Below are 14,039 nucleotides of genomic sequence, written 5' to 3'. Positions count from 1 at the left end.
TCAACGGCTAGCTGCCCGCTGGTTGTACTGGCGCACCACGGTTTCCAGCTCGGCTAAGCCGTAGCCGGGCTGCCGCGTGGCTACGCGCTGGGCCAGCTCTTTGTCAGCGGCCAGAAAGCCGGCTACCTGGGTAGCAAATTTCTCGGGGTCGATGCGCAGGATGGTGCCATCGGCGCGGCGCAGGTACCACCGGGCACCGGTGGTTACGCTACCCGAGGCTGGCGCGCTCAGCACCGGGGCCGAACCTATGAAGCTGGCCACCGGAAGGGGTACTGTTTTCACGCGGTATACCTCTACCGGTCCCGATACCCGAAGGGATGCCAGTTCGCCCAGCTCGTTTTTGTCGGGCTGCATCAGCGCCGAGTAGTGGGTGCCCACCCGCACCCAGCGGACGTTGGCGGCCGCTATCATTTTGGGTTTGAGGGTAGCAGCGGCGGGCAGGCTGGAGTAGTAGGGCACCAGCATCTCAAAACCAGCATCGGTGGTGGGCAGATAGGCCCGCACCACGGGGCCGCGCCGAGGCACCAGTGTGCCCCAGGCGTAGGTGTGGCCGCCGTAGCCGGGAGCCGTACCAGTGGTGTCGGGAGCCTGAGCCGGGCCGCTTAGCAATACGAGCAGGGTAGAAATCAGCATAGGAATAGGAAGAAAGGCGTAGGAAGCCTGCCGGGCAAAAACAGTGCTAAGCTGCTCCGTTACGGCTTCGACTCGGCCAGGCCTTTCTCAATAACCTGCATTATTGGGTGGTCGGGCTTCACCACCGTTGCCAACTGCTTCTTGGCTTCCTGAAAGTGCGGGCGAGCGGCCTGGGGCTGCTTCAGCTGCATATTCAGGGTGCCAAGGTAAAAATGCAGCAGGCCTTGCGCGGTAGGTTCCTTGGGGGCCGTGGGCAGCTGGCTCCGGAAAAAGGCTTCGGCCTCCGCCCATTGATTATGTTCCTGGTACACGTCCAGAATGTCGCTGAACATCTGGTCATCGGCCGGATTGAGCTGGTAGAGCTTGGCGGCCCAGGTGGGCGCCTCCGGTGAGTGGGCCGCCACCGCCAGCCGCAGCATCCCGAGCATGGATGGCGCATCCTGCGGGTTCAGGACCAGGCTTTGCTGATAGGCGGCTTTGGCTTCGGCCGGTTTCTGCTGCTGCTCCTGCAGCATGCCCAGCATGCGGGCGGCATCAGCGCGGCGACGCGGCTCGTCTGCGTACAGGTCGTAGGCGGCTTTGGCGTGCGCAATGCCTTCCGCCGGCTTTTTCTGCAGCCACAGGGCGTAGGAGAGGTTGTAGTGCGAGTTCGGGTAGTCGGCCTTCAGGGCTACCGACTTCTCGAAGGCTGCCGTGGCGGGCACAACCTGGTCGCGCAGCAGCTGCACGTAGCCCACGCCGAAGTAGGAGGTATAGTCGCCGAGGCCGTGGGCGTGAGCCGCGTTGTAGTAGCGCAACACCAGGTCCTGCTTCTGCCGCTCGGGCTTATCCTGCTCCCCGCACCCGCACATAAGCACCGCGTACCAATAGTCGCCGAGGCCTTTGCTGAGGGCGTAGTTGGTGGGGTACTTGCGCTGCAGGCGGTTGAGCTCCAGCGGTAGATTCAGCATGTGCATGGAGTAGTCGCCTTCCTTGCCACGCAGCTTCTCCACGGTTTCGCCGGGAGCCAGGTCGCGCAGCCCGAATGCCTGGTGGTTCATGCTGATGAGGTAGTTCTCCAGCACCAGCTTTTCCTTGGCCAGCAGTAGTTCCGGCTGCAGGTTTTTGGGGTCGGCTTTGTCCAGCACGTCAAACGCCGATTCGTATTTTTTCTCTTTTGTGAGCTGGGCCGCGCGGGTCAGGGCAGTTGCCGCGGGAGTTTGGGCCAAGGCCACCTGAACGGTTAACCCCAGCACGGTAGCTATGCTATAAAAACGCATCAATCAACGAGTTATCTATCTTGTTTCTGAGACGGGCAGTCAGGCCGCTACGGTAGCTGAAAGTTGCCTTTTTTCCGGCTGATTTCGGAGACAAACGAACAGTTGTTCGGGCTTTTTTTACATGTTGCATTTGGAATTGCCGCCGGCCGGCCCCACCTTGCCGCCAGTAAACCCCCTGACACTCATGGCTCAGCCCACGGCCCGCTTCTTTTTTAGCTATTATTTCTACTACGCCAACGCGTAGTCGAGCGGCCGCCCTGTAGCCTTCCTAACCCGAACTCTTCAGCGCCTCTCGACCAGCTCGGGAGGCGCTTTTTTTACGCTCACTTTTCCGCCCCATGGCACCGCAGGCATTCTTCTATTACGGCTTTAGCTACGGCTTCTTTTACCGGAAGCCGCCGGGGCCCGCTTGCCAGTTGTGAAGCACCACGCTTCACGCCACTGCAACCCAGGGCCCCACACCGGAGGCCCTTTTTTGTTGCTCAGTCTAACTACTCACTACTCATTTCTCACTTCTAAAAAATGATTGCCATTCAAGGTTTCGCCGGAAGTTTCCACCAGATAGCCGTCCGCCAGCACTTCGGCGCGGACGTGGCGGTACTGCCCTGCGCCACCTTTACCGCGCTGGTGCAGGCCGTGGCCCAGGGCCGGGCCCGCGCCGCCGTTATGGCCATCGAAAACTCCATTGCCGGCAGCATTCTGCCCAACTACACCCTGCTGCGCAAGGCCGGCCTGCGGGTGGTAGGCGAGGTGTACCTGCACATCGGCCAGCAGCTGCTGGCGCTGCCCGGGCAGCAACTGGAGGATATACGGGAGGTACACTCGCACCCCATGGCTTTGCTGCAATGCGCGGATTACCTGAATCAATTTCCGCACTGGAAGCTGGTAGAAACCGAGGATACGGCCCTGAGCGCCCAGCGCATCCGGGAAGGGCTGCGCACGGGCGTGGCCGCCGTGGCCGGGCACCTGGCCGCCGAGCTGTTCGACCTGAACGTGCTGGCCGCCGATATTCAGTCGGAGAAGAACAACTACACCCGGTTTCTGGTGGTGGCCCTCCCGGAAAACGCCCCGATGACGGAGCAACCTACCAAGGCCTCGCTCTATTTCGAAGCCCCGCACACTACCGGCAGCCTGGCCCGCATCCTGACGGCCGTGGCCGAGCGGGGCGTGAACCTGAGCAAGCTGCAGTCGTGCCCCCAGCCGGGCCGCACCTGGCACTACTTCTTCCACGCCGATTTGGAGTTTGACGCTCCGGCCCAGTTGGACGAAACCCTGGCTGCCCTGGCCCCGCTCACTGAAAATCTGCAGCTGCTGGGAGCTTACGCGAAAGGACTGGATGACAGCAAAAACCTGCATTCGGAGCCGGCGAAGAAGCTGCTCACGCTTGCCTAATTAAACAACCAGCTGTTTGTCACAACAAGGCCCTCAACCAACCATTACAACCAACCATCAGCTTACCCTCATGCAAGTTGCCAGCCGCCTTCAGCATATTCAGGAATACTACTTCTCCCAGAAGCTGCGGGAAATTGACGGCATGAACAAAGCCGGTGCGCAGGTGATTAACCTCGGCATCGGTAGCCCCGATATGCCCCCTCACCCCAAGGTTATTGCCGCCCTCACCCGCGCCGCCGAGCAGCCCAACACCCACGCCTACCAAGGCTACAAGGGCGTGCCCGCGCTGCGCCAGGCCATGGCCGACTGGTACCAGCGGCAATACGGCGTGGCCCTGAACCCCGACACGGAACTGCTGCCGCTGCTGGGCTCCAAGGAAGGCATCATCCACATCAGCATGACGCTGCTGGAAGCCGGCGACGAGGTGCTGATTCCGAACCCCGGCTACCCGGCCTACCGCGCCGCCGCCCACCTCAGCGGCGCCACCCCCGTCGACTACGACCTGAAACCAGAGAACAACTGGCTGCCCGACCTGCAGGCCCTGGCCCAGCGCGACCTGAGCCGGGTGAAGCTGATGTGGGTGAACTACCCGCACATGCCCACCGGCACGGCCCCCAGCCCCGAGTTTTTCGAGCAGTTGGTGGCGTTTGCCCAGGCCCACAACATTCTGCTGGTGCACGACAATCCCTACAGCTTCATCCTGAACCAAACCCAGCCCCAGAGCCTGCTGGCGGTACCAGGGGCGCGGGAAGTGGCTCTGGAGCTGAACTCTTTGAGTAAGTCGCACAACATGGCGGGGTGGCGCGTGGGGCTGCTGGCCGGCCGGGCCGATGTGCTGCAGGACGTGCTCCGCTTCAAGAGCAACCTCGACTCGGGCATGTTCCTGCCAGTGCAGCTGGCCGCCGTGGAGGCGTTGAACCTAGACAACAGCTGGTACGAGGAGCTGAATGCCCACTACCGCGCCCGGCGGGAGTTGGTGTTCGAGCTGCTGCACCTACTGGGCTGCACCTTCAATGCCAACCAGGTAGGCCTGTTCGTGTGGGCGCAGGTGCCGGCCCGGTATGCCGACGGCTACGCCCTCAGCGACGAAATTCTGCAACAAGCCCGGGTGTTCCTGACGCCGGGCGGCATCTTCGGCAGCAACGGCAACGGCTTCATTCGCATCAGTCTGTGCCAGCCCACTGAGGTGCTGCAGCAGGCACTGGCGCGGGTGCGGGAGGCGTTAGGCAAATAATCTCATCGTCATGGTAGTTACCATCATCGGAATAGGCCTGATTGGCGGCTCTCTGGCCCTGAGCCTCAAGGAAACCGCCCTGGCCCACCACATCATCGGGGTGGACCGCAGCCCTGAGCACCTGCGCGAAGCTGTGGCCATCGGCCTCATTGATGAGCCCACCCAGGACTTGGCCGAGGCCGTGCGGCGCGCCGACCTGGTAGTGGTGGCCGTGCCCATGGATGCCATGCTCACGGTGCTCCCCCAGGTGCTGGACGCGGCCACCGAGCGGCAAACGGTTATCGACGTAGGCTCCACCAAAGCCCTGTTGCTGGGCGCGGTAGAGAATCACCCCCAGCGGAGCCGCTTCGTGGCGGTGCACCCTATGGCTGGGACCGAGTATTCGGGGCCTTCGGCGGCTTTGCCGGGGCTGTTCCGGGATAAGACGCTGGTAATCTGTGACGCGCCCCGTAGCGCCCCGGATGCCGTGGCCCGGGTGGAAGCTGTATTTGGGCGCTTGGCCATGCGGCTGGTGTACATGGATGGCACCGCTCACGACCTGCACACGGCCTACATTTCGCACATTTCGCACATCACCTCCTTTGCCCTGGCCCTCACGGTGCTGGAAAAGGAAAAGGAAGACGAGCAGATTTTCGCCCTGGCCAGCGGCGGTTTCGAATCAACGGTGCGCCTGGCCAAAAGCTCGCCCGATATGTGGGTGCCCATCTTCCGCCAGAACCGGGAAAACGTGCTCGATGTGCTGGATGAGCATATTCACCAGCTTCAGCACCTGCGCCAGCTGTTGAATCAGGAAGACTACCCGGCTGTTTATCAACAGATCCAGCAGGCCAACCTCATCAAGAAAATTCTGAAGTAAGCTGTTGTTACACAGCCGCTCCTCGCAAAACATACAACCTAACCATACCATGAGTCAGTCGCTTACCGCCGAGCAACCCGTTGCCACCTCGTTGCTGAAGAAAAAACCGCTCATCATTTCCGGGCCCTGCTCCGCCGAAACCGAGGAGCAGCTCATTGCCACCTGCACCCAGCTGGCCGCTACCGGCAAGGTGGATATGCTGCGGGCCGGCATCTGGAAGCCCCGCACCAAGCCGGGCATGTTCGAGGGCATCGGCACCAAGGGCCTGCCCTGGCTGCAGAAGGCCAAGCAGCTCACCGGCCTGCCTACCACCGTGGAGGTGGCCACGCCCAAGCACGTGGAAGATGCCCTGGCCTTCGATGTGGATGTGCTCTGGATTGGGGCTCGCACTACCGTCAACCCCTTCTCGGTGCAGGCCCTAGCCGATGCGCTGCGGGGCGTAGATATTCCGGTGCTCATCAAAAACCCCGTGCACCCCGACCTGGAATTGTGGCTGGGGGCGGTGGAGCGCCTGGCGAAAGTGGGCGTGAAGGACCTGGGCCTGATTCACCGGGGGTTCGCTAGCTACGGCAACACCGAGTTCCGCAACGCACCCATGTGGCACCTGCCCATTGAAATGAAGCGCCGCCTGCCCGAGCTGCCTATCATCTGCGACCCGAGCCACATCTGCGGCAACCGCACCGGTTTGGCCGCCGTGGCCCAGAAAAGCATCGACCTGGACTTCGACGGGCTGATGCTGGAGTCGCACATCGACCCGGATAACGCCTGGAGCGACGCCAAGCAGCAGGTAACGCCCCAGCGCCTGGCCGAGCTGCTCGACGGCCTGATCTGGCGTCACGAAACCACCGACCAGCAGGAGTTCCTGAACAAGCTGGCCCAGATGCGCGAGCAAATCAACCAGCTCGACGACGAGATTCTGCACCTGCTGGGCCGCCGCATGCAGGTAGCCGAGAACATCGGTACCTACAAAAAGGAAAACAACATCACCATTCTGCAGGCCAGCCGCTGGAACGAAATCCTGGAGCGCGGCATCCAGAAAGGCCACAAGCTAGGCCTCACCGAAGACTTCATCATGAAGTACTTTGACGCGGTGCACCTAGAGTCCATCAACCGCCAAAACCGCGTGATGAATCAAAAATAGATGGTTGAATGGTGGATGGGTGGTTGAACTGTCATTGCGAGCAGCGCGAAGCAATCCGTCCTTCTCTAGGCTTAACACCCTGACCCACGCAAAAGCCCCTGACGTGAGAACCAGACGTCAGGGGCTTTCTGCGTTTCAAGGCTTGGAGCACTGGAAAGGACGGATTGCTTCGCGCTGCTCGCAATAGCAACTCAGCCGTTCAACCACCTACCCACCCAACCACCTATTTCATCCGCTCCTCAATCTGGCTGAGCAGGAAGGCGGCATCTTCCTTGTGGGCGTCGTCGGGGAACAGCTCCACGGCTCGGCGGGCGTGTTCTTGGGCTTTCTGGAACTGCTTGATTTCCAGCAGTACGAAGGCCAGGTTGAGGTGAGCGGTGGCGTAGGTGGGCCGGAGCTGCAGGCTGCGCTCAAACGGGGCCAAGCTCTCCTGAAACTGCCCCAGTCGCTGGTAGGCATAGCCCAGGGCAAAGTAAGAAAGGTAGTCGCCCTGGCCGTGGGCGTGGGCTTCCTGGTACTGCCTGATGGTACGCCGGAACACCTCGTCTTCACCCAACTCGGCCTCAGCGCAGTCGCATTGCTGCACGGTGAAATAGTAGTCGCCGAGGGCGCGGGCCAGCTTGTAGTTATCCGGGAAGCGGGTTTGCAGACGTTCCAGCACCTTGCGTACCGGAAAGCGGTAGCGTAACGAGTCGGTACCCAGTTGGCGGATGCTGTCGAGACTGGGGTCCAGTAGTTTAAGGTTGCGGAAGGCGAAGCGGCGCAGGCTCTCGGTGTTGGTATAGTAGTGCAGGGCCACATCCGTTTTCTCCAGCACTACGGCCGGTACCGCGTTGGCGGGGTCGGTGAGGGTAAGTAGCTGCCAGGCGGCTTCGTAGCGGCGCTCCATCACCAGCTGCCGGGCTTGGCGCAACGCCGTTGCTTCGGCCGCAGCGGCAGTAGCCGCTGTGGTTTGGGCCTGGGCCGGACATAGGGCCAGACCAGCGGAACATACAAACAGGAGAAAAAACAGGCGCGCCATCGAGGGCTAAAGATGCAGGTTTTTGGCGGGCTGACTCACGGCTGAAAAGTCTGAATTCGGCGGGTTGTGGTTGGACGCTTCCGCCGAAAATTGTGCAGGTTGCTACCCCCAACCCGTTCCCGCAACTTGGGGGCCACGGTTGAGTATAACCAACTCTCCTCTCACCCTTTCCCACGGGTATGCTTTTTTACACCGTTATGAAGCCCCTGGTGCAGGTGGCGTTGCGCGTTTTTTTCCGGCAGCTGGAAGTGCGCCACCCCGAGCGCCTGCAGCAGCCCGGGCCGCTGCTCATCTGCAGCAACCACCCTAACACACTCATGGACCCCTTGGTGGCGGCCGTAAACCGCCGCCAGCCCATTGCCTTCCTGGCCAAGAGCACCTTCTTCCAGAACCCGATTCTGCGGGCCATTATGGAGTCGGGCAATTCCATTCCTATCTACCGTCGCCAGGATGTGGATTCCGGAGCCGAAAAGCTGACGCCGGCCCAGCTGGAAGCCATGAACGAGAAGATTTTCGGGCGCTGCTATGATTACTTCGACAGGGGCGGCACCATTATGATTTTTCCGGAGGGTACCAGCGTGCAGGAGCGGCGGCTGCGGCCCCTGAAAACCGGAGCGGCCCGCATTGCCCTGGGGGCCGAGGCCCGCCACGATTTCCGGCTGGGCCTGCGCATTCTGCCCATGGGTATCAACTACTTCGACCCCAGTCGGTTCCGCTCCGACGTGTTTGTGGATGTGGCCGAGCCCATTGCCGTGGCCGAGTACGCCGACCAGTACCGCCAGGACCCCGAAGCCGCCGCCGATGCCCTCACGGAGGAAATTCGCCGCCGCATGGAGCAACGGCTGGTAATTACGCGCACCGATGAGGAAGATGAGTTGGTAACGCAGGTGGAGCGCACCTTCGGCCAGCACCTTATCCAAGACGACGAAGAAACCCTCTACGACAACTTTCAGCTCAGCCGCACCCTGCTCAAGGCCGTGCGCTATTTTGAGCAGCACGATGCCGGCCGCCTGGGCGAGGCCCGGGAGAAGCTACAGGCCTACCACGAGGAGCTGCACCGCCTGCGCCTCACCGATGACGCCCTGGAAATGCGGGGGCCGTCGGGGGGGCGGCTGCACCGGGCCGTATCGGCCGGGGTGCGGCTGGTGCTGGGGGCGCCGCTGTATCTGTACGGGCTCATCAACAACTATTTGCCCTACAAGCTCCCGTCGTTGGTAGCCCGCAGGGCCACCAAGGATGTGGAGTTTGTAGCTCCCATCATGCTGGTAGTAGGTATGATAGCCTTTACCGGGTTCTACCTGGGCCAAACCGCCCTGGTGCACCATTTCACCGGCAGCTGGCTCTGGGCACTGCTGTACTTTATCAGTCTGCCGCTCACCGGGTTTTACGCCCTGAGCTACGCTGGCAACCTGCGTAGTCGCCTGCGCCGCCTGCGGGTGCAACGCCTGTTCCGGCAACATCCTCAGCGGCTGGAAGCACTGCTCCGCCAGCGCACTGAGTTGATACGGCTGCTGCGCGAGGCCCGGGCTACGTACCTGGCGAAGTAGCGGGTACGTAGCCGGGGGGCCTGGGCCAAGGTTCTGGCAACTCACCGCAATCAGCCCGCAACGCTAAATGTCCAGCTTCAGGCCCAGGCTCAGCGTCAGGATATCAGCCGGGGAAAGGCTTTTGGTATTCTGCACGTAGCTGACCAGATACAGGTCGTTGGTACTGAATTCGTAGTAGGCCGACAGGTTGCGGTGGCGGCCGGAAGCCGTGGGGGGCAGGGCGTAGCTCAGGCGGCTGCCCAGCAGGGGGCCAATCCGGGTATCCGTCGAGAACCAGTAGTAGCCGGGCTGATACTGGTTGGGTTCCTCGTCGTTGAGGGTGCCGTGGGTGTAGCTGAAATAGCCGCCCACCGACAAGGGCTTCACCGAAAGTTTAGGGCTCAGCGGCAGGGTCCAGGGCGAGAACAACAATTTGGCAGAGGCCAGCGACAAAGCCGATCCGGCGTACTTCTCGGGAACGTAGCCCACCAGAATATCCAGGTCGAGGCGGTCTTTGAGGCTGAAGCCGACGCCCCCGGCTACCATGCCCAGGCCGCCGCCGGTTTGCAGCACCACGTGGGCCGGCTGATACCAGCGGCGGGCTGAGCCGGCCGCGGGAGCAGCACCGGTGGTATCGGGGGCAGGGGCTGCAACAGCAAAAGAAGAGGCCGACGCGGTCAGCGGGGCCGCCACCAGGGCAGCCAGAATCAGGCGGTACAGCATCGGAATCAGAAGGTTACTTTTTTCAGGCGGAATTGCTTGTCACCCCACACCGTCAGGATAACGTACTGGCGCGACTCGAACGAGGAGGAGTTGATATAGGTCACACCGTCGTTGAAAGGCTCCCCGATGCTGAAGGAGTGGCGGTGGCCGTTCAACTCAAATACCAGCCGTGGGTCTTCGCGCAGTGCCTGGGTGTATTGCTCCGGCAGAGCGGGGTCGAAGTCCTCATCCTGGGGCGGTACGTGGCTGATAATGACGTGGCGGCGCACTGAGTTATCGGCCAGCTCCCGTTTCACAAACGCCATGTCCGGGGCCGTACCGTCGAAGTTATACTCGCGGCCGTTGGTGTCCACGAAGATGAACTTGGTGTCGGCGTACACGAAGGAATAGTTACGCGGCCCAAAAATGGCTTCGTAGGCTTTGCGGCCGTTGCCCACCAGGTCGTGGTTGCCCACCACCGTGAGGTAGGGTACTTTCAGCTTGCGCAGGTCATCATTTACCCAGCGCATTTCCCGGGCAAAGCCAAAGTCGGAAATGTCGCCGGCCACCAGCATAAACTGGATGCCCGGCTGCTGGTTCACGCTTTTTACCAGGTCCTCCGCATCATCGTAGAACCGCTGGGAGTCGCCGGTGAACACAAACCGCAGCGTATCACCGGCCGGCAGTGGGCGCTGGGCCAGCAGGGCCAGGTTTTTGGCCGTCAGGTCGCGCTCCGAATCGGGGGCGCGGTGGTCGTTGGGGCTGAACTCAAGCAGGTCACAGCTGCCAAGTAAGAGAGAAGCCGCTGCGGGCAGCAAAGTCCGCAGGGAGAAAGTTTGGAAAGATGAGCGCATACGCCTCGGCACTGAATACAACAACCGGCCTGTCCGACGGGATAGGCCTGGCGCTATATACTAGCGAGGCATACGCAGAGTTTGCCCCCAACCGAGGGCTCGGGTGGTCTGGGGGGCTGCCTGCGCAGCCGCGTTTCCGGCAAGAAGTAGCTTTACAGCTCATCAGGGCCGGAAAATCAGGTTCTGCACTACCGGGCAGAGAGCCCGCGTTTCCAGTAAAAAAACTCCGAACACCCGTCGAAACCGGCATTTGGAGCCATTGATTGCTACTCATCCAGGTACTGGTGCACGAACTTGATAGCCATGCTGCCCTCGCCTACGGCCGAAGCCACCCGAGCCATGGCTCCCGAACGACTATCACCGGCGGCGAATACGCCGGGCACGCAGGTTTCCAGTAGGTAAGGCTCCCGGCGCGGGTGCTTCCAGGAGGTGGCGTAGCGCGCGTCCGTTACCAGGTCGCGGCCGGTCAGCACGAAACCTTTGCCGTCGCACACAATGGTATTGCATACCCACTCGGTGCTGGGCCGGGCCCCGATGAATACGAACAGCGCCCGGGCCGGGCGGCGCTCCAGCTGGCCTTGCCGCCGAATCACGACTTCCTCCAGGTGGTCGGCCCCGCATACTTCGGCTACTTCAGTAAATGGCAGCAGCTCAATGTTTTCCGTCTGTCCAATCTGCTCAATCAGGTACGCCGACATGCTGGCAGCCAGGCTTTCACCCCGAATCAGGATGAATACCCGACGGGCGTAGGTGGCCAGGTACATAGCCGCCTGCCCCGCCGAGTTACCCCCGCCCACAATGTACACGTCCTGCTCCTGGCAGAACCGGGCCTCGGTGCGGGCCGCGCCATAGTACACGCCCGCCCCGCTCAGCCGGTCGATGCCGGGCACCTCCAGCGTGCGGTAGCTCACGCCCGTGGTCAGGATTACGGCCCGGGTTTTTACCTCGCTGCCGTCGCTGAGCCTGAGCACTTTGTAGCCATCCTGCACGCAGAGGTCCACCACTTCCTGGGGAGCCAGAATTTCGGCCCCCAGACGTACGGCCTGGGTCCAGGCGCGGTGAGCCAACTCGCTGCCGCTCAGTCCGGTAGGGAAGCCCAAATAGTTTTCGATGCGGGAGCTGGTACCGGCCTGCCCACCGGGCGTCTGGCGCTCAATCACCAGGGTTTTGAGGCCTTCCGAAGCGCCGTACACGCCGGCCGCCAGCCCGGCCGGGCCGCCCCCAATTACCACTACGTCGTACAGTTCCTGCGAGGCCTGCACCGTGAGGCCGATGCGGGTGGCTACCTCCGTGGGCGTGGGGTTGGGCAGGGCCGTGCCGTCTTCCAGAATCACGACGGGCAACTGGTGGGAGGTGAGCTGCTTGCGGGCCAGCAGCGCCTGAGCCTCCGCATCAGTTTCAAAATCAAGCCATTGGTAGCCAATCATGTAACCGGCCAGGAAGTCCTTCAGCTCGTGGGAGCGGGGCGACCATTGAAACCCGATAAGGCGCACGCCGCGGTAAGGCGGCTTGTAGGCCGCTTCCCAGGCCGTGAGCAGGTCCCGCAGAGTGGGGTACAGCAACTGCTCAGGCGGGTCCCAGGGCTTCATCAGGTAATGGTCGAGGCGGGCGGAGTTAATGGCCCGGATGGCTGCTTCGGTATCGGCGTAGGCCGTGAGCAATACCCGTTTGGCCTCTGGGAACAGCTCCCGGGTGCGCGTGAGTACCTCCACGCCTTCCAGATCGGGCATGCGCTGGTCGGCCAGCACCAGGGCCAGCGGCTCGTCCCGGTCGTGCAGCTCCTGCACAATGCTCAGGGCCTCGGTGCCCGAGCCGGCCCGCAGCACCCGGTAGTCGCGCCGGAATTCCTGGCGCAGGTCCCGGTCAATGGCACTGAGTACCTGCGGATCATCATCTACGCAGAGGAGAACCGGCTTTTTCATGGAGTGGTGAATTTGTAAGAGAGTGAGCTGCTGTTTTAGTGATGCTGCCAGCGCGGGTCAAGCACTTTGGTTTTGATAAGCGGTAAACTCACCATTTCACCGTACCGGCAGCCACACGCCAAACTCCGTGTGGCCGGGCTCCGACTGGATTTCCAGGTGGCCGCCGTGCTGCTCCACAATACGCAGGGCAATATCGAGACCCAGGCCGGAACCCTCGCCGGCCGGCTTGGTGGTGAAGAAGGGCTCCAGTACCCGGGGCAGCACCTCCGGCGGAATGCCGGGGCCGTTGTCGATAATGAAGACCCGTACAAAATCGTCTTCCCGGCGGGTGCGCAGGGTGATTTCACCGCCGGGGGGCAGGGCATCAATGGCGTTGTCGAGCAGGTTGGTCCATACTTGATTGAGGCTGCTGACCTGCCCGCGCACCTGGGGCAGGTCGGGGGACAGGTCGCGCACTACCCGCAGGTTTTTGGCCCGCAAAGAATAGCCGAGCATATTGAGGGTGCTTTCCAGGCCAGTATGAATATCCAGCGGGGCGAAATCCTGCCCGCGGTCCATGTGGCTGTAGGTTTTTACGTTGGCTACCAGCGTGGTAATGCGGGAGCCGGCTTCCTGCACATCGTGAACCAAGCGCAGGGCCGTGAGCTGGCCTTCCAGCCAGGCCAGGGCGGCGGGCCGGGCCTCGGCGGCCCACGCCGCCAGGGCCGGAGACAGGCCCGACAAAGTAAGGCCCGCATCCAGCAGCCCGGCCGCCAGTTGGTAGCCATCGGGCACGCCCTGCACCTCCAGCCAGTCGGCCAGCTCATCCTCGGCATCGGCGCGGTCCAGGGCCGAGGTGAAGGCGGGTATAACCGGTGAGGCCGCCAGCCGCGTCAGCTCCGTCAGGGCTTCGGGGCTGGGGCAGTGGCGCACCAGTGCCTGCAACAGCGCGGGCCGGGCCTGCAGGTTGCTCGTGAGTCGCTCAGAGGCCCGCATGATGGCCGCGGCCGGGTTGTTGAGCTCGTGGGCCAGGCCGGCGGAGAGCTTCCCCAAGGCCCGCAGCTTGTCGTCGCGCTCCTGGGTGCGGGCTTCCTGCCGGGCCCGGTCGCTCATCAGGCTCACCAGCCGCTGCACCAGCTCGGGGCTGGTTTGCTCCAGGTCCGGAAACTTACTGCGGTGCAGCAGGTACAGCCAGGTTTCGCCCACCGCCACACTTTCACCCCGGATAACGCGGAGCCGGGAATACGGCAACACGCCGCTCACCTGGCCCTCTTCTACCCGGAAAGCCGGCTCCCGGCTGCCGTTGTGCAGGGTGTAGAACTGCAGGCCGCCCGCCAGAATGGCCATCAGGTATTCGGCTTCGTCGCCGGGGCGGGCTACTATTTCACCAGGCTCATAACACCGCTGCTCCCCATTGGCCAGTAGCCAGTCCAGGGTTTCGGGGGGTAAGCCGGCGAAGGTCGGAATGCGGGTTAAGTCGGGAGCAGGCATGGCAGATGGTGGGACAGACCGGGAAAAAT

General features: G+C 62.4%; 12 protein-coding genes. 5 read left to right on the top strand and 7 right to left on the bottom strand.

Going from position 1 to position 14,039, the window contains the following annotated elements; translation table 11 throughout:
• Positions 1-633 (bottom strand): hypothetical protein, encoded by a 633-nt coding sequence (locus ACN19L_RS11925; RefSeq protein WP_426489729.1) that lies wholly within the window; start codon positions 631-633, stop codon positions 1-3.
• Positions 634-692: 59 nt separating this feature from the next.
• Positions 693-1,892 carry a hypothetical protein gene (locus ACN19L_RS11920; RefSeq protein ID WP_426489728.1) on the bottom strand — a complete coding sequence of 400 codons (1,200 nt, stop codon included), beginning with the start codon at positions 1,890-1,892 and terminating at the stop codon, positions 693-695.
• Between the two features lie 522 nt (positions 1,893-2,414).
• On the opposite strand from ACN19L_RS11920, the gene ACN19L_RS11915 reads away from it, so the two are divergent.
• The 4 genes from ACN19L_RS11915 to ACN19L_RS11900 all read left to right on the top strand — a co-directional run bounded on the left by ACN19L_RS11915 (position 2,415) and on the right by ACN19L_RS11900 (position 6,515).
• The gene (locus ACN19L_RS11915; RefSeq protein WP_426489727.1) at positions 2,415-3,284 is read left to right on the top strand and encodes a prephenate dehydratase; all 870 of its coding nucleotides are present in this window, start codon (positions 2,415-2,417) and stop codon (positions 3,282-3,284) included.
• A gap of 70 nt (positions 3,285-3,354) precedes the next feature.
• The gene (locus ACN19L_RS11910) at positions 3,355-4,518 is read left to right on the top strand and encodes a pyridoxal phosphate-dependent aminotransferase (RefSeq protein WP_426489726.1); all 1,164 of its coding nucleotides are present in this window, start codon (positions 3,355-3,357) and stop codon (positions 4,516-4,518) included.
• A 10-nt stretch (positions 4,519-4,528) separates the two neighbouring features.
• A complete protein-coding gene (locus ACN19L_RS11905; RefSeq protein WP_226271384.1) occupies positions 4,529-5,374 on the top strand; it encodes a prephenate dehydrogenase in 846 nt (281 codons plus the stop codon).
• A gap of 49 nt (positions 5,375-5,423) precedes the next feature.
• The gene (locus ACN19L_RS11900) at positions 5,424-6,515 is read left to right on the top strand and encodes a chorismate mutase (protein WP_226271385.1); all 1,092 of its coding nucleotides are present in this window, start codon (positions 5,424-5,426) and stop codon (positions 6,513-6,515) included.
• A gap of 223 nt (positions 6,516-6,738) precedes the next feature.
• Here ACN19L_RS11900 and ACN19L_RS11895 read toward each other — a convergent pair whose 3' ends face one another.
• Positions 6,739-7,536, bottom strand: coding sequence for a tetratricopeptide repeat protein (locus ACN19L_RS11895; RefSeq protein ID WP_426489725.1), 798 nt, complete (start codon positions 7,534-7,536; stop codon positions 6,739-6,741).
• Between the two features lie 179 nt (positions 7,537-7,715).
• Between ACN19L_RS11895 and ACN19L_RS11890 the strand changes: the two genes are divergently transcribed.
• Complete coding sequence (locus ACN19L_RS11890) at positions 7,716-9,083, top strand: lysophospholipid acyltransferase family protein (RefSeq protein WP_426489724.1); 1,368 nt, start codon at positions 7,716-7,718, stop codon at positions 9,081-9,083.
• A gap of 63 nt (positions 9,084-9,146) precedes the next feature.
• Here ACN19L_RS11890 and ACN19L_RS11885 read toward each other — a convergent pair whose 3' ends face one another.
• The 4 genes from ACN19L_RS11885 to ACN19L_RS11870 all read right to left on the bottom strand — a co-directional run bounded on the left by ACN19L_RS11885 (position 9,147) and on the right by ACN19L_RS11870 (position 14,010).
• Positions 9,147-9,785, bottom strand: a complete 639-nt coding sequence (locus tag ACN19L_RS11885) for a hypothetical protein (protein ID WP_426489723.1) — start codon at positions 9,783-9,785, stop codon at positions 9,147-9,149.
• Positions 9,786-9,790: 5 nt separating this feature from the next.
• On the bottom strand, positions 9,791-10,618 hold the full coding sequence (locus tag ACN19L_RS11880) for a metallophosphoesterase family protein (protein WP_426489722.1): 828 nt from the start codon (positions 10,616-10,618) through the stop codon (positions 9,791-9,793).
• Between the two features lie 266 nt (positions 10,619-10,884).
• Positions 10,885-12,540: an FAD-dependent oxidoreductase gene (locus ACN19L_RS11875; protein WP_426489721.1), complete on the bottom strand. Its 1,656-nt coding sequence runs from the start codon at positions 12,538-12,540 to the stop codon at positions 10,885-10,887.
• A 96-nt stretch (positions 12,541-12,636) separates the two neighbouring features.
• Positions 12,637-14,010, bottom strand: coding sequence for a sensor histidine kinase (locus ACN19L_RS11870; protein ID WP_426489720.1), 1,374 nt, complete (start codon positions 14,008-14,010; stop codon positions 12,637-12,639).
• Positions 14,011-14,039: the final 29 nt, after the last annotated feature.

This window comes from Hymenobacter sp. 102 (assembly GCF_049949205.1).
Classification (GTDB): domain Bacteria; phylum Bacteroidota; class Bacteroidia; order Cytophagales; family Hymenobacteraceae; genus Hymenobacter.
This window is presented reverse-complemented; position numbering and strand designations above follow the sequence as displayed.

Excerpts from the sequence above, each read along its gene's own strand:
- ACN19L_RS11915 (WP_426489727.1), top strand. The coding sequence starts at position 2,415 with ATGATTGCCATTCAAGGTTTCGCCGGAAGTTTCCACCAGATAGCCGTC.
- ACN19L_RS11875 (WP_426489721.1), bottom strand. The coding sequence starts at position 12,540 with ATGAAAAAGCCGGTTCTCCTCTGCGTAGATGATGATCCGCAGGTACTC.
- ACN19L_RS11880 (WP_426489722.1), bottom strand. The coding sequence starts at position 10,618 with ATGCGCTCATCTTTCCAAACTTTCTCCCTGCGGACTTTGCTGCCCGCA.
- ACN19L_RS11900 (WP_226271385.1), top strand. The coding sequence starts at position 5,424 with ATGAGTCAGTCGCTTACCGCCGAGCAACCCGTTGCCACCTCGTTGCTG.
- ACN19L_RS11925 (WP_426489729.1), bottom strand. The coding sequence starts at position 633 with ATGCTGATTTCTACCCTGCTCGTATTGCTAAGCGGCCCGGCTCAGGCT.
- ACN19L_RS11895 (WP_426489725.1), bottom strand. The coding sequence starts at position 7,536 with ATGGCGCGCCTGTTTTTTCTCCTGTTTGTATGTTCCGCTGGTCTGGCC.
- ACN19L_RS11905 (WP_226271384.1), top strand. The coding sequence starts at position 4,529 with ATGGTAGTTACCATCATCGGAATAGGCCTGATTGGCGGCTCTCTGGCC.
- ACN19L_RS11870 (WP_426489720.1), bottom strand. The coding sequence starts at position 14,010 with ATGCCTGCTCCCGACTTAACCCGCATTCCGACCTTCGCCGGCTTACCC.
- ACN19L_RS11910 (WP_426489726.1), top strand. The coding sequence starts at position 3,355 with ATGCAAGTTGCCAGCCGCCTTCAGCATATTCAGGAATACTACTTCTCC.
- ACN19L_RS11890 (WP_426489724.1), top strand. The coding sequence starts at position 7,716 with ATGCTTTTTTACACCGTTATGAAGCCCCTGGTGCAGGTGGCGTTGCGC.
- ACN19L_RS11920 (WP_426489728.1), bottom strand. The coding sequence starts at position 1,892 with ATGCGTTTTTATAGCATAGCTACCGTGCTGGGGTTAACCGTTCAGGTG.
- ACN19L_RS11885 (WP_426489723.1), bottom strand. The coding sequence starts at position 9,785 with ATGCTGTACCGCCTGATTCTGGCTGCCCTGGTGGCGGCCCCGCTGACC.